The organism is Epibacterium sp. Ofav1-8 (genome assembly GCF_022348185.1).
Taxonomy (GTDB): Bacteria; Pseudomonadota; Alphaproteobacteria; order Rhodobacterales; family Rhodobacteraceae; genus Epibacterium.
In genome coordinates this window covers 24,721-50,333 of record NZ_JAKRFD010000011.1, presented here as the reverse complement: position 1 = coordinate 50,333, position 25,613 = coordinate 24,721, and the positions used below count along the sequence as shown (strand labels likewise).

Sequence of the window (25,613 nt, the reverse complement as noted above, 5' to 3'; positions counted from 1 at the left end):
CATGGATTTTGCAGATATTCCCCTGTTGCTGGCCTCGGCCATCCGCCTGTCGATTCCGCTGATCTTCGCGGCGATCGCGGGGCTTTACGCGGAACGTTCCGGGATCATCGATATCGGGCTGGAGGGCAAGATGCTGCTGGGGGCCTTTGCCGCCGGGGCGGTGGCCTCGGTCGCGGGCAACCCCTATGTCGGCCTTCTCGGCGCGATGGCGGTGGGCGTGATGGTTTCGCTGGTGCAGGGCGTCGCCTCGGTGCGGTTCCGTGGCAACCAGCTGGTGCTGGGGCTGGCGATCAATATCATCGCCACCGGGCTGACGGTCTTTGTCGGCATCGCGCTTTATGCCCGGGGCGGCCAGACGCCGCCCTTGCCGGACGGCGCGCGGTTCTCGGCGATTGCGCCGCAGTTTTCCTGGCTGGAGGGCGTTCCGGCGCTGCAGTCGGCGCTGGCGGGTCTGGCCGGGGGCCATACGATCCTGACCCTGGGCGCCTTTGTCGCCGTCGCGGTCACCTATCTGGTGCTGTATCACAGCAGCTTTGGCCTGCGCATGTATGCCTGTGGCGACAAGCCCGAGGCGCTGGATTCGGCAGGGGTGTCGGTCTACCGGATGCGGTATCAGGCGATGGTGATCAACGGGCTTCTGTGCGGCGCCGCCGGGGCCTATCTCGCCATCGTGCAGGGCGGGGCCTTCTACCGCGACATGACGGCGGGGCAGGGCTATCTGGCGCTGGCCGCCCTCATCTTCGGCAACTGGAAACCGGTGCGGGTGCTTCTGGTCTGCCAGCTCTTCGCGGCGACGGATGCGCTGCAAAGCCGTCTTCAGGGGCTGAGCATCGCGGAGGTCGATGTGCCGGTGCAAGCCATACAGGCGATGCCCTATGTGCTGGCGATCCTGCTTCTGGCGATCACCGCCGGCAAGAGCGAGGCACCGCTGGCAGGCGGCAAACCTTACACCAAAGGTCAACGTTAATCCCGCGCGGCTCTGCGCGGCACTATGGAGAATACTATGAAAAAAGTCATCATTGACACAGATACCGGCATCGACGACGCGCTTGGCTGTGCGCTGGCGCTGGAATCGCCCGAGCTGGACATTCTGGCCTTCACCAGCATCTTCGGCAATGTGTCGGTCGAGCTGACCACCGAGAACACCGCCTATCTGATGGAGGTCTACGACCGCACGGATATCCCGCTGGCCAGGGGCGCGGCGCGGGCACTGGTGGGCACGCCGAACTATGCGGATTTCGTGCATGGACAGGATGGGGTCGGCAACGCCGGTTATCCCAAGGCCACCAAGGTCAAGCCGGTGGAGAAAAACGCCGCGCAGTTGACGGTGGATCTTGCGCATGAGCATCCCGGCGAGATCACCTATATCGCGCTCGGCCCGCTGACCAATCTGGCGCTGGCGATGCAGATCGACCCGACGCTGCCCGAGGTGCTGAAATCCGTGGTCTGGATGGGCGGCAACGTCTGGGTGCCGGGCAATGTGACCCCGGTGGCCGAGGCCGACGCCTGGCACGACCCGGAGGCGGCGCAGATCGTGTTGCAGGAACCCGGCTGGAAGGTCACCATGGTTGGGCTGGACGTGACCGATGACACATTGTTCTACGAATCCGAGCTTGCGCACCTGAAGGCCGCCGGTCCGCGTGGTGAATACCTGGCGGCAATGTTGCCCTTTTATATCGACTTTTACGAGAACAAGCTGGAACAGCGCGCCTGTGCGATGCATTCGGCACTGACCGTGGGCGTAGTTGTGGATGAGAGCCTGATCACCGAGGTCGAGGAACTGCCAGTACAGGTGGAGCTAAACGGTACCCACACTCGCGGCATGACCGTGGCGGACCGGCGTCTCAACGCCTCCAACGGCGGCGAGAAGCAATGGCCCGATACGCCCGACACACGTATCGTGAAGGATGTGAACCGGGAAGGCTTCCGCAGCCAGCTTCTGTCCCGCCTGACCGGCGGCGCTTACGATCCCGCCAAGGCATAACGACATAGGACCCCGGGTGTAATTCGATGGCAAAGCAAGGCAAACGTCTGAGATCCCAGGACTGGTTCGACAGCGAGGACCGGCTGGATATGACGGCGCTCTATCTGGAGCGTTTCATGAACTATGGGATTACACCCGGAGAGCTGCGCGAGGGCAGGCCGATCATTGCCATCGCGCAGTCGGGCAGCGACATGTCCCCCTGCAACCGGGTGCATCTGGAGCTGGAACGGCGGGTCCGGGACGGGATCCGGGACGCGGGCGGGATCGCGCTGTCCTTCCCGACCCATCCGATCTTCGAGAACTGCCGCCGCCCGACGGCGGCGCTGGATCGCAATCTGGCCTATCTGGGCCTGGTGGAGATCCTGAACGGCTATCCCATCGACGGGGTGGTTCTGACCACCGGCTGCGACAAGACCACGCCCTCGGCGATCATGGCGGCGCTGACGGTGAATATTCCCGCCATCGTTCTGAACGGCGGGCCGATGCTGAACGGCTGGGCGGGGGAGGAGCGAGTCGGCTCCGGCACCGTGATCTGGCGGGCGCGCCGTGCGATGGCGGCGGGCGAGATCGACGGCGATGCGTTCCTCGACCGCGCCGCCGCCTCGGCGCCCTCGGTGGGGCATTGCAACACCATGGGCACCGCCAGCACCATGAATGCGGTGGCCGAGGCGCTGGGGCTGACCCTGCCCGGGGCGGCGGCAATCCCCGCCCCCTATCGCGAGCGCGGGCAGATGGCATATCGCACTGGCAAGGCAGCGGTGGATCTTGTGCAGCGCGACCTGCGCCCGCTGGATATCGTAAACCCCGCCGCGCTGCGCAATGCGATCCGGGTGATTTCTGCCATCGGCGGATCCACCAACGCACAGCCGCATCTGACCGCCATCGCCGCCCATGCGGGCCACGACCTGCCCGCCTCGGCCTGGCAGGAGGTCGGGCTGGATATCCCGCTGCTGGCCAATGTGCAGCCCGCGGGCACATATCTGTCGGAGGATTTCCATCGCGCGGGCGGCGTGCCCGCGGTCATGGCGGAACTCAACGCCGCCGGTCTGCTGGAGCCGGACTGCCTGACCGTCAATGGCCAGACTCTGGGCGCCAATCTCGCGGGCCACAAAAGCGGCAACAGCGATGTCATCCGCCCGGTTTCGACCCCGTTGGCGGAGCGCGCGGGATTTGTGGTGATGCGCGGCAATTTCTTCGATTTTGCGATCATGAAGACCAGTGTGATCTCGCCCGAGTTCCGCGCCCGTTTCCTGAGCGACCCGGAGGCGCCGAACCGCTTCCGGGCGCGGGCGGTGATTTTCGATGGTGGCGAGGATTATCACCACCGGATCAACGACCCGGCGCTGGACATCGACGCGCAGTGCATTCTGGTGATGCGCCATGCCGGTCCCCTGGGCTGGCCCGGCTCGGCGGAGGTCGTCAATATGCAGCCGCCGGATCGGCTGATCACCAAGGGGATCGCCAGCCTGCCGTCGATCGGCGACGGGCGTCAGTCGGGCACCTCGGACAGCCCCTCGATCCTGCATGTCTGTCCCGAGGCCAGTACCGGCGGCGGGCTGGCGCTGCTTCGCGACGGCGACTGGCTGTCGGTGAATCTAGCTGTGGGATGCTGCGACCTACTGGTTTCAGCAGAAGAGCTGGCGGCACGGCGGGCCGCCACGGTCGCGCAGATCACCGCACCTTCGACCCCCTGGGAGGCGATCTTTCAGCGCACCACCACCTCGCTAAGCGAAGGCATGGTGATCCGCGATGCGCCGGAGATGCGCAATCTGTCAAAACGGCTGCCGAAGCACAATCACTGAGGTGGGCACTGAGGTGGGGCCGCGGGGCGTCACAGCAGCGCCTTGATCGGTATCGGAGCGGGGGCGCGGTGCGCCGTCGCCCGGTATAGCTCGGGTTGCACCTGTTCGATGACTGGCGGGCTGTCGCCTTCCAGCAGCGCAATGGCGCGCTGGACCAGCATTTTATGGCGTTGGCGCATCATGTGAACGGGAAACCGTAGGAGTTGGCCGAAGGGTTCGTAGTCGAAACTCGGCGCTTGAAGCGCGAACGCACCACAACAAATCTGTCGTGGCGCTGGCCAACAAGCTGACCCGGATAGTTTGGGCTATCCTGACGCGACCGGGCTCCGTCTACTTGCGGTCAAAAGGGGGCAGCTCCCGTCTGAAATCTCCATACTCGAAGGCGCCGATTGGCGCAGCAAGATCTTTTCCGGGGGCTGGATCGCCTCGGAGGGCGGTACGGCAGAGGTGGTCGCATTGGCCTCCGGTGCGCCGCTGGCCGAGGTCGGCATGGCGTCTGTTACCGATGTGCGGCGCGCTGCGGAGGCCGCCCAGCCGTCCTGGCAGGCGACCCCTGCGGCGGAGCGCGCGGCGCTGCTGTTGCGGGTGGCCGACCTGATGGGAAGACACCGGGACGAATTGCTGCCTTGGCTGGTCCAGGAAAGCGGCTCTATCCCGCCGAAAGCGGCGATCGAATTCCAGCACAGCGCGGCCTTCCTTCGGGCTGCCGCCGCCACTGCCGTCGAACCGATGGGCCGGATCATCCCGTCTGACGACGGTCGCCACGAGGAACTGCACCGGGTGCCCCATGGGGTGGTCGGGGTGATTTCGCCCTTCAACTTCCCGCTGATCCTGTCGATCCGCGCCATTGCGGCGGCGCTGGCCACCGGCAATGCGGTTGTGCACAAGCCCGATCCGCGCACGCCAATTTCCGGCGGTGTCATCATGGCGCGGGTGTTCGAGGAGGCAGGGTTGCCCGACAACCTGCTGCATATCCTGCCGGGCGGCGCCGATGTCGGCACCGAACTGTGCGAAAACCCGATCATCTCCAAGGTCTCCTTCACCGGCTCGCCCGGCGTCGGCTCCAAGGTCGCCGAAGCCTGCGGGCGCAACCTCAAGAAAGTGAATCTGGAGCTTGGCGGTAAGAATCCGATCATCGTGCTGGAGGATGCGGATCTCGATACTGCCGCCTCGAACTGCGCCTGGGGGGCCTGGCTGCATCAGGGCCAGATCTGCATGGCGACCGGCAAGATCCTGGTGCCCGTCGCCCAGGCCGACAAGATGGCTGAGGCGCTGGCCGCCAAGGCGCGGAACCTGCCGGTGGGCGATCCTATCAAGGGCGATTGCGCCCTGGGGCCGCTGATCGCGGAGTCTGAGGCCAAGCGGATCGAGGGCATCGTCGAGGATGCAGTGACCAAGGGCGCGACATGTCTGGTCGGCGGCACCGCGGATGGCAAGTTTTTCCCGGCCACGGTCCTGTTCGGGGTGACCCCGGAGATGCGCGCCTTCCACGAGGTGGTCTTCGGCCCCCTTGCCATCGTCGTGGCCTATGACGATTTGGATCAGGCGGAAGTCGCTCATCAAATGGGTGTTTCACAAGGGCAGTATAGCAAAGTGGTTGCTGGTCGCGTCCCGTTGGCGCCTAAGATGGAAGCCAGGATGAAGGCTTGGTTAGAACGGCGGGAATCAAGAGTGGCCAGTGGTGATCAGGAGATTCTTGAAAAATGCATTGAGTTGATGCATTTGCTCCGTGCTCGTATCGGAGAAGGCAAAATTCCAGTCAAGGATAGCGATTAAAGGGGCTTGGCTGAGGGCTTAAGGACAGCGGCCCTGCACAAGCCGCAACAACGTGTGAATACCTGCGCAGGGAATCTGGTGCCAGCGTGGACCGGGAAGGCGGCCGTGACGGCGCTGGAACAGCGCGACCGCTTCGCGCAGGTATTGCTCCACTTGGGCTTCGGTTACATCCGCGACCGGGATATTCCGCTGCGCAAGATGGTCAAGGAAGCCGCGCGCATAGGCGCAGTAATTCCTGACCACCACCGGGCTGTATTCTTGGCTGGGCAGTACGGCTTCGAGTTCGGTGATTACTTGGCGATCGGCTTTTGTCATCGCTGGCTCCCCCGCTGGTCAAAAAACCGCAGAGGTTCGTCCGAAAATAATGCGGAGCAAAGCCGTCGATTAATGGCAGAAATACGGGGATTTCATGCGCCTGTCCCACGGTCCTTCGTATTATGGCCACCTGATGATAAGTAAAGTAATGACCACCTCTGCATTACTTCACGAATGGCTTGACGTAGGCAGGCGGCACCAATCTGATGGTATGTCCCAGAACACAGATCTCACGTGCCCAGCAGTGGGCCGTGGCGCAGGCCTCCATAGCAACCACGCAGAGCCGCAAAGCTGCAAAAAATGCCAACACCTGACCCCGTGACAGGTTCTTGCGAATAGCAACGCCGCCATCGGCCGTCGCACCATGAACCTGGAAAACCCGCTTTGCCAAATCCAGCCGAGCAATGGTAACTTCTGTCATGGATACTTCCTCCCTCTTGTGCTGTGACCCACATCACCTTGGCACATTGCGATGCCGTCGGGAGGTGTATCCACCCCATCAGCTCTCAGTGACAATCAACAGCATCGAATGCTCGGGCAGCTATGGCGCGGGATTTTTGCGTTACATGCAGGCGGCTGGTGTCGAGGTTCCGGAGGTCACTGCCCTAGACAAGTATGACCGACGACGCCGCGGAAAGAACGACCACTTCGATGCAAAAAGCGCGACTCATGCCGCCTTTGCCGTGCGGCAAACCGAGACACCAAGGAACCGTGATGGAATGGTCGAAAGTCTCGGTGTTCTAAGGGTTTGTCGTAAGACGGCCGTTCAGGCGCGCCGCATCGCCTTGCAGATGATTCAAACGACGATTGTCTGCCCGCCCGACAGGTTGGGGGACCCGTTGCGGCAGATGACCCGCATGCAGTTAATCCGCACGTTCGCAGCTTGGCGGCCTGATCTCACGGTGTATCGGACGGCGTATCGGAAGGTCGAAGAAGCCTATTGAGCCGCACCGGGTTTGCCGGAGGCTGAATTCAGTTAGTTCCACGGCAATGTCTTCAGTTTCCAGAGCGGCACAGAAATTGGCCTCTGCTTCTGTCGACGGGATGGTCGCTGTCACCAGCCTACGTTCTCAATCCGGTGCCGGTTGACATCAAGGCACGGGTGCTGACTACGGTCACCGCTACTTGACGTGAAACCGCGAAGTCGGTCGGAGCGTGATGCGCCGTGGTCAATCGCATGGCCAGCGCGTTCGAGCATGATGATCTGCAGTGCGCGCTGGGGCTATGACGCGACCATGCTTGCCCACATTTGACACGTCGACGATAAGGGTGCAGCCTTCTGAGGGCGTGCGCCAAGCGCTCGCGACAAGGATGACCCTCGGAAAGGGAAAGCGCATGATTGGTCCGATGTTCTGCATAGCTGGCATATTAATCTGCGTGGTGGGGTCCGTCCATTGCTGGCTGGTCTACCGGGGTACCTCGCGGCGGGTCTGCGTCGACCCTGAGAAGGTCAGGTACTTCGTGGAGAGCGCACCGCTGCATCTCCTGGAAGAACTGAAGGCGAAGCGCTCGGTGTGTCAGTGCTGCGGTGCGCCGCTTGAGGCGCAGGCGGAGTAAATTCAGACCGTTTAGAGCAGCTCATGGAATTTACGAGAGATCAACAATGGGGCCTGAAAATGTGCTCCGCGTGTCTCTTCATGGAGATTATTTTCCAGTAAGCCAGCTTGTAAAGACGCGCATCGCCGGGCTTGATTGTCGATCCGACGGCCAAGCTAGGTAATATCTGCCGATATTGACTGTGACACCAAAAGGCTGCGCCAAACGGTCCAGCGTGATCCAACCTTCGAACATGGCCACCGGCAGCAAAGCCGCACCTGCGCCTGAGGCGGCAAGTTCTGCCAGCGCGATTGAGCTATCGAATATCGCGCCCGTCACAGGTGGGCAGGTCGTGCCCGCAGCCTCAAACCATCCTGCCCATTCGGCACTACGATAGCTTCGCAACAGGCTCACCTGCGCCAGATCGGCGGGCTCCAGCAAACGCGTTGCATGGACGGAGCACAGAGCGGAGAGAGTGGCGCCTCGATCAACGGGACCGTCTCATGACCGGTCCAGCCACCAGTGCCGAAACGGATCGCCATATCTAGCCCTTCGCGCAGGATCTCAACGCGATTGTTGTTGGTCGAAATCCGTAGGTCGATTTCCGGATGAGCTTGCCGGAACAGATCAATTCGGGGCATCAGCCAGCCAAGCGCAAAGGTTGTGTTTACGCCGACTTGCAGCACCTCGATGTCGCGGCGGCTACCAATTCGATCCAGCACCCGGGCCATCGCATCGAACCCATGTTCCAGCACCGGAAAGAGCAAACGTCCCTCGTCAGTTGGCACAAGGCCCTGCGAGGTCCGAAGGAACAGGGTTGCCCCCAGCAGATCCTCAAGCCGCGCAACCTGATGGCTCACAGCGGCTTGCGTCACGCGCAGCTCAATCGCAGCCTTGGTAAAACTCCCCTGCCGCATGGCGACCTCAAAGACTCGAAGCGCGTTCAGGGGTAGATCTGGGCGATCCATGTCATGACCTCAGCTAATGGCAAGCTATAATATTTGTCGTTTGCGACGGCCAAACAAGACCAAATATAGAGCGTTCATGACGTCAGCTGATGTTACTGATTGGCTCCCCTCCGAGCCCTTACCATAAAGGATACTGCAATGCGGTTCACCGCTGCCTCTTTGTCGCGCCTCGCGGCAGGGCTTACCTTTGGCATAATCATTGCCTCGGCCGCGCCTGCCGAGACTTCAATCGAAGCCTTGTCCGATACTGTGACACAGGTCGAAAATCGGCTTGGGGCCCGTGTTGGCCTGTCGCTTGTCGATACTGGGTCTCAGCAAGCCTGGTCCTATCGCGCTGACGAGCGGTTCCTTATGAACAGCACGGTGAAAACTCCCATTTGCGCTGCGGTGCTAGCCCGTGTTGACGCGGGCGAGATGGCACTCTCGGACCGTCTTTTGGTGAAAGAAGACGACCTTCTCTCCTATGCGCCGGTAACCGAAGGCCGAGTCGGCGCGGAAATGTCGCTGGCGGATCTATGCTTTGCCGCGCTGGACATGAGCGACAACACAGCGACGAACATGGTTCTCGACCACTTGGGTGGCCCGCAGGAAGTGACGGCATTCTTCCGCAGCACAGGGGATGAAGTGAGCCGTCTAGATCGGCGAGAGCCTGATCTGAACACTTTCGCCGTTGATGATCCGCGCGACACAACGACTCCCGCTGCTATGTCTGAAACCCTGCGCACCCTGCTTCTGGGCGACGCGCTTTCAGAGGCCTCGCGCGATCAACTGGCAGAGTGGATGCGCCATGGCGGCGTGACTGGGGATCTGCTTCGGGCCGCGGCTCCGGAGGGCTGGCAGGTCTTCGATAAATCCGGCAGCGGCAGTCACACGCGCAACATCATCGCCGTAGTCACACCGGAGGGGAGCGAGCCCTGGGTCGTCGCCCTCTTTATTTCCGACGCCGAAGTGGACTTCGCCACTCGCAATGCGGCGCTCAAAGAGATTGGCAATGCCATCATGGCGGTGATCCGAGACTGAAACCACACCTGCCCCGAACACTTCGCTCGGGGCAGATCTATCGCGGTTGTTACATCATGCCGCGTTCTGGAACCTGTCTTTAGCAGTAGGGCGGCCTGAGTAACCTGCGTTTGGCCGGCGAACCTCCTTCGCCCTGCAGCCAAACAAAAGCAAAAGATGAACGTCTCACAAAACCTGACGACACAAGCGCCAGAACTCATTGTAAATGGGTTCGCAAACGCCACCTCGCCTGTGGTTACTTGAGCGGGCGTTCCAATGCGGTGACACTGTCAAGAACTTGCGCGACCTGACCTTGAGAACCGCGTGCTTCTCGTGGATAGTCCGCGATCTCGACTATAGTCCACTCCAACAAATCAAGCGCGTCGGCGACATCCTGCGCATTGGGAAGTTGAATCTCCGGATCGCTCCAGGCCCAAGGCGCAAGGCTTCCGTGCCCAGCAATCAAAAGGAGCCCCCCGGGTGCAACGAGGGTTGCTGCCGACCGCAACATTGCCGCACGATCAAATTCCATCGGCGTATGGGTAAACATCGACAACACAAGATCGAACGAGCCCTCAGGCCATGTCCGGGAGAGGTCATGTCGCACACAGGTGACCTTCTGTGCGACCCCGGCGGCTTCAGCGTTGTGACGAACGGTGTCGAGCGCGGTTTGCGATACATCAACAGCGACCACTTGCCAGCCGTTTCGTGCAAGCCACACCGCATCATCGCCACGCCCGCAGCCGAGATCTACGGCGCGCCCTAAGGATCGTCCTGAAACAAGGCGCTCCAACGCAGCAGACGGCGTTCCGCTACTCGGTTGGGTCATCGCCGACCAATGGCGATCCCAGAAGCTTTCCGGAGTGTCGGTATCGAGTAAGGTCGGTTTCATCTCTGTTTCCTTTTGAGTTTTCGCAGATTGCTAAGGCCGAGAAGTGCGAAGAGGATCATCGGATAGAAGCAGGCGGCAATCATGGCGGGCCGCGGCGCCCCTCCCTCCGATAGGCTGAAGTAGATGCCGGAGACGATGGCGATCCCCAGTGCCGCTCCGATCTGCTGGAATGCTTGCAACGCCCCTGAGGCAGCGCCGGAGTCGTGCGCCGCGGCAGTGGCCATAACCGACTGAAACAGAGCAACCACGACCGTCCCCATCGCAAGCCCAGAGACCAAGAGCGGGGCGGTAAGGTGCCATGGCTCCATATCACGTCCCATCCGCCAAACTCCCAGAGCAGTGAGCGCCATGCCTGCAGTAAGGAGCACTGCGCTGCATCCGATCCGTCTCGACAGCGGCCAATCGCGCAAACGGTTTGCACTCATCGAGGCCACCATGACGCCAACCGGAAACGCGGCTGTGGTTAGTCCGCTTTGTAGGGGCGTAAATCCAAGGGTCGCTTGCAGGTAAACGGTCAGCACAAGGAAGAAGCCAGGTATCCCGGAAAAGACGAAGACAACTCGGCCAAGGCCCCACAAGAAGGACCTATTGCGCAAGAGATCGGTGGAGATCAGTGCGGTATGCCCGCGGCGACCCCGCCGCAACATATGGTTCAGAGTAACCCCAGCCAACGGCACAGAGGCGACAAGAGTTGCGACGAGCCACCATGGCCAGCCCATCGCGCGCCCCTCGATCAAGGGCAACACAAGGCAGAGCGTTGTCACGGCAAAGAGCGCTGTGCTCACCCAATCCACTGCGCGCGATGTGCCGCGCTCAGCGGGCACTGTGAAGGATGCGCCGACGATGGCAACAATGCCCAAAGGCAGGTTCACGATGAAGATAGCGCGCCAATCCAGTCCCCAGAGATCCAGCGCGATCAATGCGCCACCAAGCACCGGCCCCGAAACCGAGGCTAGGCTGGAGATCCCTGCAAACAGGCCAAAAACGCGGGCTTTCTGCTCTGGAGGGAAGGTCACATTCAAGATTGCCAGGACTTGAGGGACCATCACCGCGGCTGACAGTCCCTGCGCCAAACGTGCGCCGATCAACAGAGCAATGTTTGAAGCAGCTGCGCAGGCCGCTGAGGCAAGAGTGAAGCCGATCATCCCCCAAATAAAGAGAGGTTTTCGACCCCAACTGTCACCGAACCGGCCCATAGGCAGCAGCCCCGCCGCGAGTGCGAGGACATAGATTGCCGCCACCCACGCCAGTTGAGCAGGAGACGCCGACAAATCGGACTGGATGCGCGGCAGCGCGACGGTGACGATAGTCACATCAAGGAGATTGATGAAACTGCCAAGGCAAAGGAACCCCATGGCAAGCCATCGGGACCGGGAGTTGGTCACGGTCATGTTGGAACTCTGGTATTTGGAACGAATCTTTCGTAACATCGTATGACACATTAAATGCGAGACCTCAACTCTCGCATCTTCAAAAGTATCATGAGAGGCCCCATGCGAACTGACAGCCGCCTTCCCCGCGTGCTTCACGCCCTGCTTCATATGGCGGAGATGGACCGTCCAGCGACGTCCGAGGAAATCGCCGCAATGCTGGGCACGAATGCCACCGTCGTGCGCCGCACCCTCGCTGGGCTTCGAGAGGCGCAGCTGCTTACTTCGACCAAAGGGCATGGTGGAGGATGGAGCCTATCGCGGCCGTTGACTGAAATATCTCTGCTCGATTTATATAGCGCGCTCGGCGCGCCGGAGCTGTTCGCCATTGCGCCGGATGAGGACCAACCCTCATGCCTCCTGGCCAGAGCTGCAAATGCCGCCACGAATGACGCCCTTTATGAGGCAAAGCAGGTCTTCAAAGCACGTCTCGCAGCCCGGACCGTGGCAGAGATCGTCAAACCAGATCAGTCGATTGTTGAACCTTTCAAGGGGTAGATCCGATATGTCCCTTCACACTCAGGCGGGCGATGTATTTCGCCAGCGCCTCCTGGAGCAGGTGGTTTGGGTCGAGATCAACCTCGCTTGCAAGGGCGTGAACAGCAAAAAGCAGGTCGCCCAGTTCTTCTCGCAATTCGGCCGTTAGGCGGGCCTCGGTCTGGCCATAGACCGAGGCCTTCAGTACTTCCTTGCTGACCTCACCAAGCTCACTTGAAACGTCGAGTAGGCGATGCGCGAGGCCACAGTGCATATTGTTCTTCATCAGGAAGAGGCGGACAGGATCTTCGAGTACAGGCATGCATGTTCTCCTACTTTGGGAAGGCATGTCCTGGGGGACCTGCCTCTGTGTGATACCCTCTTTTGGGGAGGTGATTGTTGGGATCACTCAGCCGCGAGTCGCTTCGGTCAGCAGGGCGGCAAGCTTCGCACCCATTTCTCCGGACCGGGCGAGGCCCGCGGCTGTACCGGCGCGGTCTCCCTCGTTCTTGTGCTGGTTGATCTTCCAGGCGCCTTCGAGCCGATCTAGCCGCATCCGAAGGCCGACAATACCTCGCGACAGCGCGGGAATGAAGCCCTCGGGCGCGTCCGAAACCGCCCAGGGTTTTGCTCGAGTGGCTTCATTTTGTTGGGTCAGTGCGTCGAGATGTTGTGCCAGCCAACTTTCATCCTGCACCGCCTCCAGTCGGCCGTGGGCGTGAACCGAGACGTATGTCCAGGTGGGCACTACCTTGCCGTGCTCTTGTTTTGAAGGGTACCAGGAAGGCGAAACATAGGCCTGGGGACCCTGGAAGATCGCCACACTCGGAGCATCCACCGCAGCCCGCCAATGCGGGTTTGGACGTGCGACATGGGTCTCAAGAAATGTTTTTTCTACCGTATCTCCAGGGCGTATAACCACCGGCGCATGGGTCACTTCGATCCCCTCGGGGGTCTGGGTGACAATTGCAGCGAACTGGATTTCGCGGATGGCAGCGACCAGCACTTCCAGCCGGTCTTCGGCAAACTGTTGTGGGCGATACATTGTGACCTCCTGTAGTTTCGGTGGGGTTTCAGGGCGTGGGGAACCTGGGGCGAAGATCCCGCCGCGCAAACGTGGCGCGGCGGGACGGGTTAGGCTGCGGCGGGTGCGCGGGCGATAACCTTGATTTCAAAATCGAACCCCGCAAGCCAGTTGACGCCGATGGCGGTCCAGTTGGGGTAGGGGGCTGCAGGGAAAATACCGGCCTTCACTTCCATGATGTCGCCGAACTGTGCTTCGGGATCGGTGTGAAAAGTGGTGACGTCGATGATATCGTCAAGGCTACAGTCGGCAGCGGCGAGGACTGCCTTGAGGTTTTCAAAAGCGAGCGCAACCTGTTTCTTGAAGTCGGGCTCGGGCGTACCATCCTCGCGGCTGCCGACTTGTCCGGAAACAAAGACCAGATCGCCGGACTTGATGGCGGCGGAATAGCCGTGCTGCTCGTAAAGCGCGTGGCGGTTGGCGGGAAAGACGGGTTGGTTGTTCAGGGGCATGGGACTCTCGCTGTTCTCTTGTGGATTTCAACTTTGCTTCCATATACGGTGCGTATGTGGAAGTAGTCGCATACACCCCGTATGTCAAGTCACATACGAGGTGTATGCGAAAGGAGGGCCTATGGCCAAGCAGACCCGCGTCGAGAAAATGGAAGAAAACCGGGCCAAGCTTATTGCGGCTGGCCGCAAAGCCTTTGCCGCGAAAGGTTTTGCCGAGGCGTCTATGGACGAGTTGACGGCGGAGGTGGGGCTGACGCGCGGCGCGCTCTATCATAATTTCGGTGACAAGCGCGGCTTGATGGCGGCGGTGGTGGACCAAATCGACACAGCGATGGCAATCACGGCCAAAGCTGCGGGCGAGCGCGCCGGTGGAGGTTGGGCCGGGTTGATGGCGGAGGGCGCGGCTTATATCGAAATGGCGTTGGAACCCGAAGTGCAGCGTATCGTCCTTTTGGACGGCCCTGCGGTTCTGGGCGATCCCGCGCAATGGCCGAGCCAGAACCGCTGCTTGCAGGCGACCATTACCACGCTCACGAAGTTGGCCTCCGCGGGCCGGATCAAGCGGGTGGACATTGAGGGCATCGCGCGTCTGCTGAACGGTGTTGCTCTGAATGCCGCGCTCTGGGTCGCGGCGAGCGAAGATGCGAAGGCGACCCTTCCCAAGGCGATTGCCGCCTTTGAATGCCTCGCCTCCGGAGTTCTCGCGCAGACCGACGACGACGGGTAAGGTCTCAGTCCGATACATTTTTGCCCTTCAGGCCAGTCTGGTCGGGTGTGCCATTTGGCATCGCAGAAAGTGCGAGTTCCGCAACCGCTGCGAGTTGGTCGCGATTGAAGCCTGCCTTGGCCTGAACCGCCATCCCGTGCGAGACCGCGAGGACAAAGGCGGCCAGCGCCGCCGGATCTGACGAAGCGGGCAGGTCGCCCTCCGCGCGTGCCTGCTCGAGCCGAGCGCGCAGCTTTGCCTCACCTTGGGCGCGCTCTGCGATAAGGGCGCGCCTCACCGGCTCAGCCTCGTCAGACACTGCCAGGGCGCCGTTGATGCCGAGGCAACCCGATTGATCGGGAAAGCGGGTGTGCAGCTCCAGCGCGCCGAAAAGCATGCCCCGCACCACGCCGTAGGCAGTCGGCTGCGCCAGCGCCTCGGGGATGAAATCCATATAAGTCTCGAAATAGCGGTCCAGGGCCTTGCGAAACAGGGCTTCCTTGTTGCCGAAGGCGGAATAGAGCGCTGGACGCTCCACTCCGGCGGCTGCAGTCAGGTCGGCATATGAAGCCCCCTCATAGCCCTTGCGCCAGAACACGCAGAGCGCGGCATCTAGTGCCTTGTCTACATCAAACTCGCGGCGTCGTCCCATCTGGGCTCCTCAGCTTATTTCATAATGACCATTACTAAACCACTTGACAGCCCTTGTCCAGATTTCATACCGATCATTACGTAATGACCATTATGGAATCGGATCGCATGCGGCGCTTCGACCCGGTCTGTGCAAAGAACAAAAGGAAAATTGCGATATGACACAGGTATTTGCGGGCAAAGTTGCCTTGATCACTGGCGGTTCGCGTGGTCTGGGCGCGGAGATGGCGGAAGCCTTTGCTGCGCTGGGTGCTGATGTGGCGATCACCTATGTCGCCGCGCAGGAGAAGGCCGAGGCGGTGGCCGAAAAGCTTCGGGCCAAGGGGGTGCGCGCTATGGCGCTGCGCTGTGATCAAGGTGATCCGGCATCTGCAAAACCGATGATCGACCGTGTCCTTGCCGAATTCGGTAGGCTCGACATCCTGATCAACAATGCGGCTATCGTCGTCCCGGGTACCCCTGTGGACGACCCAAGGCATGATCCTGTGAAACTCGACCGGCTGTGGCAGATCAACGTAATGGGTGCGATTGCGACCACACGAGCAGCGGCGCCGGTGATCTCGGACGGCGGGCGGATCATCTTCATCGGCTCGCTCAATGGCACCCATTCACTGTTTCCGGGTGTTGCCGATTACGCTGGCAGCAAGGCGGCCATCAACGGCTACGCCCGCGGTATTGCGCGGGATTTGGGGAAGCGCAACATCACCGTCAATGTGGTGCAACCGGGGGCGATGCCGACGGACATGATGGCTGAGGCACTCGGCAGCACCGAGGCGCCCGACTTCTTTCTCGACATGCATCCGATCCGCCGCGTCGCTGCGCTGCGCGAGGTTGCGGCCATGGTGACCTTCCTTGCGGGCCCGGAAGCCGGATACATGACCGGCAGCACCTTCGATGTCGCTGGTGGCCTAGGGATCTAGGCCTACAGCACTTCTGAAATCAAAGTCACAAAACTAACAAGGTATAGATATGACACAACGTTTCAACGCTAAATCCAGCGCCGATGAGGTCCTTGCAGGCCAGGACGTCTCGGGTCTTCGCGTGCTCATAACAGGTGTGGCTTCGGGCATCGGGCTTGAGACCGCGCGCAGCCTTCTTGCAAAAGGTGCCAAAGTTGTTGGCACAGTTCGCTCCGTTGAGAAGGCGGAAAAAGCAACGACAGTGCTGCGGCAGGCTGCGGCTCTCGGCGGTGGAGAGTTGGACTTTCTTGAGATCGATTTGGCTTCCCTCAAGAACGTCGAGGCTGCGGCGAAGAATATTCTGAGTGAAAATCGTGTCTTCAATGCGGTGATCGCAAACGCTGGAGTTATGGCTACACCGTACGGCCTGACCGAGGATGGCTATGAGATCCAGTTTGGTACCAACCATCTTGGGCATTTTGCACTCATTAATCGGATTGCTTCGCTTATTGCAGACAACGGACGGGTCGTTGTGTTGTCTTCTCAAGCGCATCGGGTAGCAGATGTAGATCTGGTCGATCCGAACTTTGAGCAACAGGAATACGATCCCTTTGTTGCCTATGGCCGGTCCAAGACAGCAAATGCTCTATTTGCTGTCGCCTTTGACAAGCGTCATCGGAGTCGGGGAATTCGAGCGGCTTCGGTAATGCCCGGAAATAGCCTTACAAATCTACCACGCAACTTCTCGGAAGAAGCTCTGCAAGGCTTGTTTGCTACCGTTGGTAAGGCAAGGGAAGATGCCGGACTGCCGCCTGCTGAATTGAAGTCAGTCGAGCAGGCCGCAGCAACCTCGGTGTGGGCAGCTGTCGTTGCGGATGGCGACACTATTGGTGGCCAATACCTTGAGGACTGTGGCGTTGCCCAGGTCAATGACCTTGAAAACCCCTTTGCAGACGGCGTTCGCCTCTACGCGTTGAACGAGAAGCGAGCCGAGGCACTCTGGGCAGCAAGCCAAGCCATGATCGAGGCGGTCTGAGCATCAAGTTGGGCGGACGCGCGGTGCGTGTCCGCCTAATACGAAGAGAGGTCCGTTTCGCGTGATGCCGATGCCGGGCCTTTGGAAGTTCCATTTTGAGAGTATCAGGTGAAGCATGTCGAAAATTGGGATCATCGGGGCCGGCGAGGTTGGCAGTCATATCGCGCAAGCGGCGCTGCTTACAGGCCACCGTGTTGTACTGGCCAATTCGCGTGGACCGGAGACACTGAAGGACTTAATCGACGAGCTCGGCCCAAATGCCAGCGCGGCCACAGCCGTTGAAGCGGCGCAAGCGGGTGATTTTGTGATCATCGCGGTGCCCATGAAGCGCGAAAACGACATGCCGACGGAGTCGTTGGCCGACAAGGTTGTGATCGACACGAACAATTACATGGCTTGGAGGGACGGGCCATGGCCGATCATTCAATCTTTTGAGAAGACCGAGCATGAGATCCGACAGGAACAGCTTCCCAAGTCGAAAGTAGTCAAAGCCTTCACACATATTCAGGCGCCCCGGATTCTGACATGGGGCAAACCTGCGGGCGCCCCGGACCGTCTTGCGCTAGCCGCGTCCAGCGATTTCCCCGAGGCGATTGCGGTCGTGCGCGCGCTTTACGATCAGTTCGGTTTTGACACCCTGGCTCTGCGCCCGCTGTCGGAATCCTGGCGGATCACCCCTGGCCAGCCCGCTTGGAAGCAGGAGCGTCACAGCGCCGCTGCCTTGCGCGAAAATCTGGCCAAGGCGCGGCCCGTTCCCCGCCCATAATCCCAGCACTCAGTGTGACAGACCTCGGGCAACCGAGGTCGTCACGCTTATCAAGGATCTAGCCCATGTCTCTTTTGTCCGAAGCCCCAGTTCAGCCTGCTTGGGGTGCCGTCCTGTCGATGAGCCTCGGTGTGTTTGGCATCGTCGGAGCGGAGTTCTTGCCCGCTAGCTTGCTGACCGCCATGGCGACTGACCTTGGGGTCAGCGAAGGTCAGGCAGGGCAGGCCGTGACTGTCACAGCCGGTGTCGGTCTTATTTCAAGTCTATTGGTCACTGCAGTCAGCGGTCGCGCAGATCGCAGGACCGTTCTGCTGCTTCTGACATTGCTTCTGGTGCTCTCCAACATCTTGGTGGCAATCGCGCCCTCGCTTGGTGCGGTTTTGGTGGCACGAGTTCTGCTGGGCGTGTCACTGGGCGGCTTTTGGGCGCTTTCTGCGGCTACCATGATGCGGCTGGTACCGGTGGCCTTGCTGCCAAGAGCCTTGGCTATCCATTTTGGAGGCGTGACCGCCGCAACCGTCTTTGCCGCGCCTTTGGGTAGCTTCCTTGGTGAAGTCTACGGCTGGCGCACTGCCTTCGCTGGCGCCGCCGGATTGGGCGTTCTGGCGTTCTTGGTGCAACTTCTCTGCCTGCCATCGATGCGGGCTGACAGGGCGGCTAGACTATCGACGATCTTCGCCGTGTTGCTGCGCCCAAGGATGGCGCTTGGGATGGCGACCTTTTTGACCGTTTTTGCTGGGCATTTTGGCTTTTTCACCTATCTACGTCCCTTTCTAGAAACCGTGACACGGGCTGACGCCCAAATAGTGACAGCGGTTCTGCTGATCTTTGGCTTTGGGACCTTTCTGGGCAACTCGATCAGCAGCTTTCTCATCTCCCGATCTCTTGCGGCGGTGCTGGCCCTTCTGCCTCTGATGCTGGCAGTGGTGGCCCTGTTGCTGGTGAAACTGGGCGGTACGCTGGTGCTCGATGCCACGCTGACGGGGCTTTGGGGCGTCGCTTTCGGGATCATTCCCGTGTCCTGGTCGACATGGGTCACCGGTACTGTGCCGGACGAGGCGGAAACTGGCGGCGGCGTCTTTGTCGCTACCGCCAATCTGGCGATTGCCATTGGCGCCGGGCTTGGCGGGGTCGTGGTCGACCGATTTGGCATAGAGGTGCAATATCTAGTCTGCGCAGTGCTACTGTTGATCGGGTCTTTCGGCGCGCTGCAGCTGGGTCGAAAGACCCGATCAGAGTGATGCACGCTGAGGTGGTTGCAGAGGCGGAAAACACGCAGGGTTCGCTGTGCGATGTTGATTTTTTCAACGGAACGCTTGCGTTTCGACCATCGAGCCCCAACATCAAGGCCATCTGTATCAGAGAAAGGATAGATCGATGGCTCATCCAGATGTGTTTCCCCCTTTGACCAACCTCTTGCGCGGTAGCTTTGGTGACCTTCTGGCACCGGCGGACAGCTTTGCGGATATGTGCGCAGAGGATGTGGTCTTTGAGGCGCCTTATGCGCCGGGAGGCGCCAACAAAATCCACGGGCGCGAGACTGTTGCCAAATACATGCCCGTAGTGCCCGAGTATTTCCATATCGAGGAACTGGTTGAAACCGCGCAATACCGCTGCACTGATCCGGAGCTGGTGGTCGTGGAATTTTATGCCAAGAACGCCCATGGGGTCAAAACCGGACTGCCCTACGACCAGCGTTACATCAATGTGATCCGCATCCGTGACGGCAAAATTGTCGAGTATCGCGACTATTGGAACCCGCTGGTGGTGCTTTCGGCCGCCGGCGGTGCCGAGGCCCTGCCGGATCATGTGAAGGGTAGCACCGCCGACTGACCTGCTTCAAAGGCATCCCGGTGGCGGCAGTCACATAGTTTTACCTTTAGGGGTGAAAAATTTCTAATGAAAACAGGGAGGGAAATCTCTGCGCTGAGCCGGGATTGCCTCCTTCGTCAGAAGGGTTTGCCTCAATCCCGCAATAGGGATTGTTACTCTCTAGGGTCAGGACTCGTTCTTGATTCATAGCCAGAACATGACGGTTGCGGCGAGGGCGATGGCGGAGAGGAAGACCTTGGGGGATCTGTCGTAGCGGGTGGCGACGCGTCTCCAGTCCTTGAGCCTTCCGAACATGATCTCGATCCGGTTGCGGCGTTTGTAGCGGCGCTTGTCGTGCTTGGTTGGTTTTTCGCGAGATTTCCGGCCAGGAATGCAGGGCTTTATTCCCTTGTCTTTTAATGCTTCCCTGAACCAATCAGCGTCATACCCACGGTCGGCCAGCAGCCAGTCCGCCTTTGGCAGGCTGCCCAGCAGGGCCGCTGCACCGGTGTAATCGCTGACCTGGCCTGCGGTCATGAAGAACCGGATCGGGCGGCCATCGGCATCGGCGACGGCATGCAGCTTGGTGTTCATGCCGCCCTTGGTTCGACCGATCAGACGGCCCCTTTGGTCGCCTGGCCCCCCTTTTTTGACCGCAGGCTGGTCGCCGTGCGGTGGGCTTTGAGATAGGTCGCATCGATCATCACCGTCTTCGGCACAGCGGCCTCGGAGGCCAGGCCAACCATCATCCGGGCGAAGACGCCCTTGTCACTCCACCGCTTCCAACGGTTGTAGAGGGTCTTCGCAGGGCCATACTCCTTCGGTGCATCGCGCCACCTCAACCCATTGCGATTGATGAAGATAATGCCGCTCAACACCCGTCGATCATCGACGCGCGACTTACCATGGCTTTTGGGAAAAAAGGGCTGCAATCGCGCCATCTGCGCCTCACTCAGCCAGAAAAGGTTGCTCATCGATCGGTCTCCTTGCGGAGCGTGAATCACGACGACACCCCAAAATCAATGGGTCCTGACCCTAGGGCGGAGGCTACCTGTTTCATATGACCATACACCCTCTCAAGATGCCCCTGCTTACCGGCCGGGCGGAAAGCGGAACTTCTCTGCGAGTGCGAGCTAACAATGACCGCGCACAGAAAGCCGACATCTAGGAGACGTAAAACCTAGAAAGTGGCTTGCATTGCCGCAAGACGGCGTCGTGCCCACCGCGGGCGGTTCAGGCCACAGGGCGCTTGGAGTTGGTCAAGTAGGTCTCTTCAGAAAAGACTCCCTTATAGACGCTTTCCTCCAAGAAGCTGAGGACCGTTTTTAGGTTGCGCTTGACGGATGGTAGAACAATGCGACCACGGTCTTCGTCCAGCGCAAGCCCTACGTTTTTTGCCCGGGCGATGATCTCTGCGGCATTGTGATCGACCAAGACACCCGATTTATGGATGCCCCGTATCAATTTTCGGCAGCGTTCATCCATGTGGCTGTCGAAAGCGGCTCGATTCTCAATGTGAAAAGATGGATGCTTTGCGAAGTCGTCGACTTCCTGAGCGGTCGCTTCGGCAAAATGCTCTTGAACCGTCAAGATCGACCGCAGCACGTGGAAGCTGACGAACATGACGGTGTCGCCGCGAACAACAGCGCCCAGCCGTTCATCCAGCGAAAACCCTTGCTCTGAAAGCTTGCCAAACTGGTTGTTGTTAAACGTCAGCGTCAGACCCTTGCGTTGCAGATACTGGGACGTACGAAACTTCTGCATTAGAATATGCCCTTTGATCTGTTCGGAGTGCATGAACAGAGCTTTGACCCCAGCCTCATCATAGTTGGTGATGTCCAAACGGTCGTAGGCCCCCGCGCCGTTGACCAACGTCTCATTCAATTGCGCAAGAAGATCAGCGTCCGAGATGCAAAGCAACTCGTTTCCGTCGGGCTTCCAATCGCCGTTAAACTCGATGGGCTCATCCTTGCCGTAAAAAAAGGACTGTTCCTGTTCATCGAAGATCGCTTCGACCTCGCCCTGCACGCCGGCTTCCAAAGGCACCCGTCGCACAACATTCTGCCCGTCCTGTTTACAAAGCGCAAAAAGCGTTCTCGGCATTGGTCACTCCGTTTCCAAAATTACATAGTCCCCCAGTTCGATCCCGTTGATCGTCTGGTCGCCTTTGCGGATCGTCCGCTTGGTAATCAAGATGTTGGTGACGTTCTGTGGTGTGCTGACACGGTAGAAGTGCCAGCCGAACGCACCAAGTAGGGGGTTGAAAAAGTAGCTGTGGCTGGTCACCGCGATGAAGGCGAAAATCGCAATCGTGGGCACCCACATGATCCAGTTCAACTTGTCGAAATCGGCCGTAAACAACGGCAAGAGATACAAGAGCATAATTGCCATGTTCTCTCGATCAGCAGGCTCCACCGTGGTGACCTTGTGTTGCTCAGCGGCAGGGGCGCGGTTGGAGCGGGTCGTCTTGAGAACCCATAGGCACACCACAACCAATGTCGTTGAGCCGAGCAACAGCCACACCATAGTTGACCACGCATCGTTGAAGGCGGCGACGAACGCATAGGTGTACCCAACGGGCGCGATAGCCGTGGCAGTCAGAGCAAGGCGGGCGAGGCTGTTAAGCAATTTCCAGAACCTTCTGCTTGTTCGCGTGGACTTGCGGGAGCAGCGCGTCAGACAGCATTGAGTGATCTTCGCCTAGTTGGACGCTGGCTCCGTTCAGTTCCCGTCAGGCTCCCAATAAGGCTGTCCAGTTCATCGACCGGCAGACCCAGTTCCTCAGAAATATCGTCGCGAGTGACTCTTTCTTGCCAAAGTAATGTCAGCACCTTCTTCCACAGTACCGAGGTTTCCCGCTCGATGCCGACAGGCTCGCCTGACCGATAGCCTCGGCGTGAAAGGTCGATGCAAATTGACTTGTATTGCCAATCCGACAGCCGCCCTATGTGGTGCAACCGATAGGCCAAAGCCATCGCAGACACGCGCCAGCGTAGCTTGGCCTTGAGGATGATTTCGGTCGAGTTCACGCGCGGAACGCGCGCCCGCACATCGTCGGCAGGCATCAGGAAGGCAGAGGCAAAGCTGTTGGCCTCTTTCTCAAGAGAGCGGTCGCCTTTGGGATCACCGTGCCTGTGCAAGACTAGGTGGCCAAGCTCGTGGGCCGCATCGAAGCGGCTACTTTCGGCGCTTTTGAAGTTGTTAAGGAATACGTAGGGCTTTCCACCACGCCAGAACGAGAAGGCGTTGACCGATGCCGTATTTTCAGACAGCGACAGCATCCGTATACCTTTGGTTTCCAGCAAACCCAACAAATTGCCGATTGGCTGTTGCCCGATCCCCCAATGCTGGCGCAGGCGGGTCGCGGCGACTTCGGGGTCGGTTTCCTCCGACAGCTCTTCAGGGAAATCCGGATCGGGCAAGCCGAAACGGTCCTCAATCCAGCTGTTGAGCAGCAAACCGAGTGATCCGGCAGCGATGGCCGCGTTTCGCTCGCGGGCAGTCATCTTTGAGAAAGAGCGGAAGCTGACGGCCCCGACATCAACTTCCTCAATATCCTCGCCCATGAAGAAGCTTGGCGGATAGCCCAAGGCCTCGCCCAACTTCTCAATGGTTTCGGGTTCCGGCTCATTGCGGCCTTTTTCAAGCCGAGTGATCGTGTCCACCCCAACCCCGGCCTGTTCGGCCAAGGCTTTGGCCGTCATGCCGCGCCTTGCGCGCGCAAGTGATAGTCTCCCAGCGTTGAACATCGGCGTTCTACTTGCGAACGATTTGCGGCTCGAAATCATCCGCGATATCATCGGTGTCGAGCGGCAGGATCGTTTCGTCTTCCTCAACGTCCTCGATAAGAAAGATGCGCTCCACAGCCGCCACGAAGGTGCGGCGAGCAATCACCGGGCGCGTGAGTTCTGCCCGGCCCTGCTGATCCACCATCAGGTAAAACAGCGCCGGGCCATCAACCGGCTTCGGCGCATGGGGTGCGAGATCGTCCACTCCAGCGTGCTCAAAGAGATTCGGCCCGCTGGCGCGTTCCGCCCCCGCGCCCTTTTCCGAGCGCGGTTTAGGGTGATCGCAGCCGCATGCTTCATCGACGTTACAGAACGAGACCTTGACCCCTAGGGCTTCATTGCGGATCGCCTCGATCCCGTGGCGGCGATCAATTTCCCAATCGTCCCCCAAGTATTCGCGGCGGATGGCCGCCACGCCGTGATGGTAGGAAAAGGTGCCAGCCGCGTTCGACGGATGCAGGCCAGTGGCGTTGTTGCGTTCGGCTAGCGCCACCTGGACCGCGCGGATCAACCCCTCGCGGGTCAACCCAAGCTGGGCAAGCCGCTGGTTGATGTCGGCGGGCTCCTGCAGAATGCTGGTTTCGATATGCTCGGTCATGCCTGCGCCTCATGTCGATTTTCTTGACCTACAAGTTGGTCGAAAAAATCGACAAGGTCAAGTTTCAATTCGTAATGACCCCACGAATAGTGCAGGGCAAAACTTCGCGCCTCCACAGTTGCGATGTTTCAAGTGCTGCACGTTGCGCGTACGGCAGCAAAGTGAGACGCCGCGTCGCGGTATCTTGGCGCCTAACGAGTGGCAGGTATGGGCCGACCCAATCTGCATCGTGGCTGCCGAGCGCCAACTTTGCGAAGGTCACTTTCTGCGCATTTCAGCGCCCCACATGCTCCCTTGACGCCAAAGTCACCGGCATGCCAGTAAATATGCATCATCACTAATTGCGCCCACGGGAAACCGGCGGGCGCTTTTGCGTTCCGGGGGTATGGTATGACGGCACGGAGCGAGTATCACCATTTGTACAACCTGTCGGCGTGGCGACGTCGGCTGCGGCCTCAGCATCTGGCGCGGGAACCGCTGTGTCGGGCGTGTCTGCGGCGGGGGATCCTGAACGATGGTTCGCTGACGGCCTCGGGATCTCGACAGGGGAACCCAAAGCGCTGCCGCCTGGTGGTGGATCATGTGATCCCGCATCGGGGTGATCCGGCGCTGTTTCTGGATCCGGGCAATCTGCAGACGCTGTGCCCGGATGATCATGATCAGAACAAACAACGGCTGGAGGCGCGCGGGTTCTCGGAAGAGCGCGGCGCGGATGGCTGGCCGGTGGATCCACAGCACCCGGCCAACCGCTGACGCAGCGGAGCGAATGCCCCGGGGGGAGGGGCCGAAGGAATTCCGGAAGCACTGGCAACCGGAGGGGGAGCCTTTTTCTGCGCAAAGTGGAAATTGAATAAAAAAAGCCACATGAACAAGGAGTTGATCGGGATATGCGAGGGCGCAGACCGGCAGAGGAAAAAGTTGTGGCCCTCGCGGAAGAGGACGCACCGCTTCACAATCTGGAAGAGCGGGCGCGGCTGCGCCTGGAGGAGATCCGGCCCGAGGGGCTGACCGGCGAGCTGCGCTGGACCTTTGACCGGCTGGCGCTGCCGCTGTGTCACCCGACCGTGGATCGGCTCAAGCCCAGCAATATGATGATGTTCACACAGCTCTGCAAAGCGGTGCTGCGGTTTGAACGTCTGGAGCTCGAGCTCGAAGAGACCGGCGAGACCTATGAGAGCGAGACGCGCAACGGGGTGCAGATCAAGGCGCGGCCCGAGGTGGCGCAGCTCAATGAGACCTTCCGCCAGATCCGCGGGCTGGCCAATGACTTTGGCATGACGCCGGCGGCGGAGCGGGGTCTGTCGGGGGCAGGGCAGATGGGGTTCAGTTTTGCCGACCCCGAAGGCCCCGAGAGCTATCTGACGTGAGCGCATCCCCGGACCGGGTCTCGGCCAGCGAGGATCCGGTGACAGCCTGGGCGCAAGCAGTGCAGGCTGGCGAGGTTGTTGCCGGGCCCTATGTGCGGGCGGCGGATCGGCATCTGCACGATCTGGCGGCGGTCCCACGCTGCACGAGCAATGGAAAGAGCAGACCTTCGCCGCAGGTGCAGCCTCCGACCACCATGGAACGGCTAGGAGCGGACGAAGCGGACCTTAACTGGTGCGTCACAATTGGCGGCTTTAAGATAGCTACAAGGCACGGT

28 protein-coding genes and 3 pseudogenes are annotated in these 25,613 nt (G+C 60.1%); 15 read left to right on the top strand and 16 right to left on the bottom strand.

Translation table 11 applies throughout. The annotated features are described in order from the left end of the window. Position 1: 1 nt before the first annotated feature. The 3 genes from MHM97_RS17050 to MHM97_RS17040 are packed head-to-tail and all read left to right on the top strand — an operon-like array spanning position 2 to position 3,786. Positions 2-967, top strand: a complete 966-nt coding sequence (locus tag MHM97_RS17050) for an ABC transporter permease (protein ID WP_239323654.1) — start codon at positions 2-4, stop codon at positions 965-967. A 36-nt stretch (positions 968-1,003) separates the two neighbouring features. Then, positions 1,004-1,984, top strand: coding sequence for a nucleoside hydrolase (locus MHM97_RS17045; protein ID WP_239323652.1), 981 nt, complete (start codon positions 1,004-1,006; stop codon positions 1,982-1,984). Positions 1,985-2,010: 26 nt separating this feature from the next. Continuing rightward, positions 2,011-3,786 carry an IlvD/Edd family dehydratase gene (locus MHM97_RS17040; RefSeq protein ID WP_239323650.1) on the top strand — a complete coding sequence of 592 codons (1,776 nt, stop codon included), beginning with the start codon at positions 2,011-2,013 and terminating at the stop codon, positions 3,784-3,786. Positions 3,787-3,815: 29 nt separating this feature from the next. Here the strand turns inward: MHM97_RS17040 and MHM97_RS17035 are convergent, their stop codons facing one another. Further along, positions 3,816-3,968 (bottom strand): hypothetical protein, encoded by a 153-nt coding sequence (locus MHM97_RS17035; protein WP_239323648.1) that lies wholly within the window; start codon positions 3,966-3,968, stop codon positions 3,816-3,818. A gap of 118 nt (positions 3,969-4,086) precedes the next feature. Here MHM97_RS17035 and MHM97_RS17030 point away from each other — a divergent pair, with 118 nt between their 5' ends. Continuing rightward, positions 4,087-5,562 carry an aldehyde dehydrogenase family protein gene (locus MHM97_RS17030; protein ID WP_255729883.1) on the top strand — a complete coding sequence of 492 codons (1,476 nt, stop codon included), beginning with the start codon at positions 4,087-4,089 and terminating at the stop codon, positions 5,560-5,562. 18 nt (positions 5,563-5,580) lie between these two features. On the opposite strand, the gene MHM97_RS17025 is transcribed toward MHM97_RS17030, so the two are convergent. Both MHM97_RS17025 and MHM97_RS17020 read right to left on the bottom strand, forming a co-directional pair. Then, positions 5,581-5,877 carry a hypothetical protein gene (locus MHM97_RS17025; RefSeq protein WP_239323646.1) on the bottom strand — a complete coding sequence of 99 codons (297 nt, stop codon included), beginning with the start codon at positions 5,875-5,877 and terminating at the stop codon, positions 5,581-5,583. A gap of 166 nt (positions 5,878-6,043) precedes the next feature. Beyond that, a pseudogene (locus MHM97_RS17020) lies at positions 6,044-6,298 on the bottom strand (IS110 family transposase); the annotation flags it as partial. A gap of 103 nt (positions 6,299-6,401) precedes the next feature. Here MHM97_RS17020 and MHM97_RS17015 point away from each other — a divergent pair. Further along, positions 6,402-6,818: pseudogene (locus MHM97_RS17015) on the top strand (IS110 family transposase); the annotation flags it as partial. Between the two features lie 703 nt (positions 6,819-7,521). On the opposite strand, the gene MHM97_RS22775 reads toward MHM97_RS17015, so the two are convergent. Together MHM97_RS22775 and MHM97_RS22770 are read right to left on the bottom strand one after the other, a co-directional pair. Then, positions 7,522-7,818: a LysR substrate-binding domain-containing protein gene (locus MHM97_RS22775; protein WP_255729880.1), complete on the bottom strand. Its 297-nt coding sequence runs from the start codon at positions 7,816-7,818 to the stop codon at positions 7,522-7,524. A gap of 5 nt (positions 7,819-7,823) precedes the next feature. Continuing rightward, on the bottom strand, positions 7,824-8,381 hold the full coding sequence (locus tag MHM97_RS22770) for a LysR family transcriptional regulator (protein ID WP_255729878.1): 558 nt from the start codon (positions 8,379-8,381) through the stop codon (positions 7,824-7,826). A 138-nt stretch (positions 8,382-8,519) separates the two neighbouring features. Here MHM97_RS22770 and bla point away from each other — a divergent pair, with 138 nt between their 5' ends. Continuing rightward, positions 8,520-9,401, top strand: a complete 882-nt coding sequence (gene bla, locus MHM97_RS17005) for a class A beta-lactamase (protein WP_239323644.1) — start codon at positions 8,520-8,522, stop codon at positions 9,399-9,401. 235 nt (positions 9,402-9,636) lie between these two features. On the opposite strand, the gene MHM97_RS17000 is transcribed toward bla, so the two are convergent. Both MHM97_RS17000 and MHM97_RS16995 read right to left on the bottom strand, forming a co-directional pair. After that, positions 9,637-10,272, bottom strand: coding sequence for a class I SAM-dependent methyltransferase (locus tag MHM97_RS17000; RefSeq protein WP_239323642.1), 636 nt, complete (start codon positions 10,270-10,272; stop codon positions 9,637-9,639). After that, on the bottom strand, positions 10,269-11,663 hold the full coding sequence (locus tag MHM97_RS16995; RefSeq protein ID WP_239323640.1) for an MFS transporter: 1,395 nt from the start codon (positions 11,661-11,663) through the stop codon (positions 10,269-10,271). The genes MHM97_RS17000 and MHM97_RS16995 overlap by 4 nt, the downstream gene beginning before the upstream one ends. 102 nt (positions 11,664-11,765) lie before the next feature. Here MHM97_RS16995 and MHM97_RS16990 point away from each other — a divergent pair, with 102 nt between their 5' ends. Next, a complete protein-coding gene (locus MHM97_RS16990; protein WP_239323638.1) occupies positions 11,766-12,200 on the top strand; it encodes an Rrf2 family transcriptional regulator in 435 nt (144 codons plus the stop codon). Here MHM97_RS16990 and MHM97_RS16985 read toward each other — a convergent pair. The 3 genes from MHM97_RS16985 to MHM97_RS16975 form a co-directional block, all read right to left on the bottom strand. After that, on the bottom strand, positions 12,190-12,501 hold the full coding sequence (locus tag MHM97_RS16985) for a MazG-like family protein (RefSeq protein ID WP_239323636.1): 312 nt from the start codon (positions 12,499-12,501) through the stop codon (positions 12,190-12,192). The genes MHM97_RS16990 and MHM97_RS16985 overlap by 11 nt on opposite strands. A gap of 87 nt (positions 12,502-12,588) precedes the next feature. Then, complete coding sequence (locus MHM97_RS16980) at positions 12,589-13,224, bottom strand: FMN-binding negative transcriptional regulator (protein WP_239323634.1); 636 nt, start codon at positions 13,222-13,224, stop codon at positions 12,589-12,591. Positions 13,225-13,313: 89 nt separating this feature from the next. Continuing rightward, on the bottom strand, positions 13,314-13,715 hold the full coding sequence (locus MHM97_RS16975) for a RidA family protein (RefSeq protein ID WP_239323632.1): 402 nt from the start codon (positions 13,713-13,715) through the stop codon (positions 13,314-13,316). Between the two features lie 121 nt (positions 13,716-13,836). On the opposite strand from MHM97_RS16975, the gene MHM97_RS16970 reads away from it, so the two are divergent. Next, positions 13,837-14,442 (top strand): TetR/AcrR family transcriptional regulator, encoded by a 606-nt coding sequence (locus MHM97_RS16970; RefSeq protein ID WP_239323630.1) that lies wholly within the window; start codon positions 13,837-13,839, stop codon positions 14,440-14,442. A gap of 4 nt (positions 14,443-14,446) precedes the next feature. Here the strand turns inward: MHM97_RS16970 and MHM97_RS16965 are convergent, their stop codons facing one another. Further along, a complete protein-coding gene (locus tag MHM97_RS16965; RefSeq protein ID WP_239323628.1) occupies positions 14,447-15,073 on the bottom strand; it encodes a TetR/AcrR family transcriptional regulator in 627 nt (208 codons plus the stop codon). 157 nt (positions 15,074-15,230) lie between these two features. On the opposite strand from MHM97_RS16965, the gene MHM97_RS16960 reads away from it, so the two are divergent. From MHM97_RS16960 to MHM97_RS16940, 5 genes are all read left to right on the top strand, one after another. Further along, positions 15,231-15,992: an SDR family NAD(P)-dependent oxidoreductase gene (locus tag MHM97_RS16960; RefSeq protein ID WP_239323626.1), complete on the top strand. Its 762-nt coding sequence runs from the start codon at positions 15,231-15,233 to the stop codon at positions 15,990-15,992. Between the two features lie 49 nt (positions 15,993-16,041). Next, positions 16,042-17,007: an SDR family NAD(P)-dependent oxidoreductase gene (locus tag MHM97_RS16955; RefSeq protein WP_239323624.1), complete on the top strand. Its 966-nt coding sequence runs from the start codon at positions 16,042-16,044 to the stop codon at positions 17,005-17,007. 115 nt (positions 17,008-17,122) lie between these two features. Further along, positions 17,123-17,773, top strand: a complete 651-nt coding sequence (locus tag MHM97_RS16950) for an NADPH-dependent F420 reductase (protein WP_239323622.1) — start codon at positions 17,123-17,125, stop codon at positions 17,771-17,773. Positions 17,774-17,838: 65 nt separating this feature from the next. Continuing rightward, positions 17,839-19,014 (top strand): MFS transporter, encoded by a 1,176-nt coding sequence (locus MHM97_RS16945; protein WP_239323620.1) that lies wholly within the window; start codon positions 17,839-17,841, stop codon positions 19,012-19,014. 136 nt (positions 19,015-19,150) lie between these two features. After that, positions 19,151-19,606: a nuclear transport factor 2 family protein gene (locus MHM97_RS16940; protein WP_239323618.1), complete on the top strand. Its 456-nt coding sequence runs from the start codon at positions 19,151-19,153 to the stop codon at positions 19,604-19,606. A gap of 183 nt (positions 19,607-19,789) precedes the next feature. On the opposite strand, the pseudogene MHM97_RS16935 reads toward MHM97_RS16940, so the two are convergent. From MHM97_RS16935 to MHM97_RS16915, 5 genes and pseudogenes are all read right to left on the bottom strand, one after another. Beyond that, positions 19,790-20,559, bottom strand: a pseudogene (locus tag MHM97_RS16935) (IS5 family transposase). A gap of 259 nt (positions 20,560-20,818) precedes the next feature. Then, a complete protein-coding gene (locus tag MHM97_RS16930; RefSeq protein ID WP_239323616.1) occupies positions 20,819-21,688 on the bottom strand; it encodes a Kiwa anti-phage protein KwaB-like domain-containing protein in 870 nt (289 codons plus the stop codon). A 3-nt stretch (positions 21,689-21,691) separates the two neighbouring features. Next, positions 21,692-22,213, bottom strand: a complete 522-nt coding sequence (locus tag MHM97_RS16925) for a hypothetical protein (RefSeq protein ID WP_239323614.1) — start codon at positions 22,211-22,213, stop codon at positions 21,692-21,694. 47 nt (positions 22,214-22,260) lie between these two features. Next, positions 22,261-23,334: a helix-turn-helix domain-containing protein gene (locus tag MHM97_RS16920; RefSeq protein ID WP_255729902.1), complete on the bottom strand. Its 1,074-nt coding sequence runs from the start codon at positions 23,332-23,334 to the stop codon at positions 22,261-22,263. A gap of 7 nt (positions 23,335-23,341) precedes the next feature. After that, positions 23,342-23,971, bottom strand: a complete 630-nt coding sequence (locus MHM97_RS16915; protein ID WP_239323610.1) for a hypothetical protein — start codon at positions 23,969-23,971, stop codon at positions 23,342-23,344. 390 nt (positions 23,972-24,361) lie between these two features. Here MHM97_RS16915 and MHM97_RS16910 point away from each other — a divergent pair, with 390 nt between their 5' ends. Further along, entirely contained in the window at positions 24,362-24,724 is a 363-nt protein-coding gene (locus MHM97_RS16910; protein WP_239323608.1) for an HNH endonuclease signature motif containing protein, read from the top strand. Positions 24,725-24,858: 134 nt separating this feature from the next. Further along, on the top strand, positions 24,859-25,338 hold the full coding sequence (locus MHM97_RS16905) for a P27 family phage terminase small subunit (protein ID WP_239323606.1): 480 nt from the start codon (positions 24,859-24,861) through the stop codon (positions 25,336-25,338). Positions 25,339-25,613 lie beyond the last annotated feature (275 nt).

Bases quoted from the DNA above. Each gene is read 5' to 3' on its own strand.
- MHM97_RS17050 (WP_239323654.1), top strand. From the start codon at position 2: ATGGATTTTGCAGATATTCCCCTGTTGCTGGCCTCGGCCATCCGCCTG.
- MHM97_RS17045 (WP_239323652.1), top strand. From the start codon at position 1,004: ATGAAAAAAGTCATCATTGACACAGATACCGGCATCGACGACGCGCTT.
- MHM97_RS17040 (WP_239323650.1), top strand. From the start codon at position 2,011: ATGGCAAAGCAAGGCAAACGTCTGAGATCCCAGGACTGGTTCGACAGC.
- MHM97_RS17035 (WP_239323648.1), bottom strand. From the start codon at position 3,968: ATGATGCGCCAACGCCATAAAATGCTGGTCCAGCGCGCCATTGCGCTG.
- MHM97_RS17025 (WP_239323646.1), bottom strand. From the start codon at position 5,877: ATGACAAAAGCCGATCGCCAAGTAATCACCGAACTCGAAGCCGTACTG.
- MHM97_RS22770 (WP_255729878.1), bottom strand. From the start codon at position 8,381: ATGGATCGCCCAGATCTACCCCTGAACGCGCTTCGAGTCTTTGAGGTC.
- bla (WP_239323644.1), top strand. From the start codon at position 8,520: ATGCGGTTCACCGCTGCCTCTTTGTCGCGCCTCGCGGCAGGGCTTACC.
- MHM97_RS17000 (WP_239323642.1), bottom strand. From the start codon at position 10,272: ATGAAACCGACCTTACTCGATACCGACACTCCGGAAAGCTTCTGGGAT.
- MHM97_RS16995 (WP_239323640.1), bottom strand. From the start codon at position 11,663: ATGACCGTGACCAACTCCCGGTCCCGATGGCTTGCCATGGGGTTCCTT.
- MHM97_RS16990 (WP_239323638.1), top strand. From the start codon at position 11,766: ATGCGAACTGACAGCCGCCTTCCCCGCGTGCTTCACGCCCTGCTTCAT.
- MHM97_RS16985 (WP_239323636.1), bottom strand. From the start codon at position 12,501: ATGCCTGTACTCGAAGATCCTGTCCGCCTCTTCCTGATGAAGAACAAT.
- MHM97_RS16980 (WP_239323634.1), bottom strand. From the start codon at position 13,224: ATGTATCGCCCACAACAGTTTGCCGAAGACCGGCTGGAAGTGCTGGTC.
- MHM97_RS16975 (WP_239323632.1), bottom strand. From the start codon at position 13,715: ATGCCCCTGAACAACCAACCCGTCTTTCCCGCCAACCGCCACGCGCTT.
- MHM97_RS16970 (WP_239323630.1), top strand. From the start codon at position 13,837: ATGGCCAAGCAGACCCGCGTCGAGAAAATGGAAGAAAACCGGGCCAAG.
- MHM97_RS16965 (WP_239323628.1), bottom strand. From the start codon at position 15,073: ATGGGACGACGCCGCGAGTTTGATGTAGACAAGGCACTAGATGCCGCG.
- MHM97_RS16960 (WP_239323626.1), top strand. From the start codon at position 15,231: ATGACACAGGTATTTGCGGGCAAAGTTGCCTTGATCACTGGCGGTTCG.
- MHM97_RS16955 (WP_239323624.1), top strand. From the start codon at position 16,042: ATGACACAACGTTTCAACGCTAAATCCAGCGCCGATGAGGTCCTTGCA.
- MHM97_RS16950 (WP_239323622.1), top strand. From the start codon at position 17,123: ATGTCGAAAATTGGGATCATCGGGGCCGGCGAGGTTGGCAGTCATATC.
- MHM97_RS16945 (WP_239323620.1), top strand. From the start codon at position 17,839: ATGTCTCTTTTGTCCGAAGCCCCAGTTCAGCCTGCTTGGGGTGCCGTC.
- MHM97_RS16940 (WP_239323618.1), top strand. From the start codon at position 19,151: ATGGCTCATCCAGATGTGTTTCCCCCTTTGACCAACCTCTTGCGCGGT.
- MHM97_RS16930 (WP_239323616.1), bottom strand. From the start codon at position 21,688: ATGCCGAGAACGCTTTTTGCGCTTTGTAAACAGGACGGGCAGAATGTT.
- MHM97_RS16920 (WP_255729902.1), bottom strand. From the start codon at position 23,334: ATGTTCAACGCTGGGAGACTATCACTTGCGCGCGCAAGGCGCGGCATG.
- MHM97_RS16915 (WP_239323610.1), bottom strand. From the start codon at position 23,971: ATGACCGAGCATATCGAAACCAGCATTCTGCAGGAGCCCGCCGACATC.
- MHM97_RS16910 (WP_239323608.1), top strand. From the start codon at position 24,362: ATGACGGCACGGAGCGAGTATCACCATTTGTACAACCTGTCGGCGTGG.
- MHM97_RS16905 (WP_239323606.1), top strand. From the start codon at position 24,859: ATGCGAGGGCGCAGACCGGCAGAGGAAAAAGTTGTGGCCCTCGCGGAA.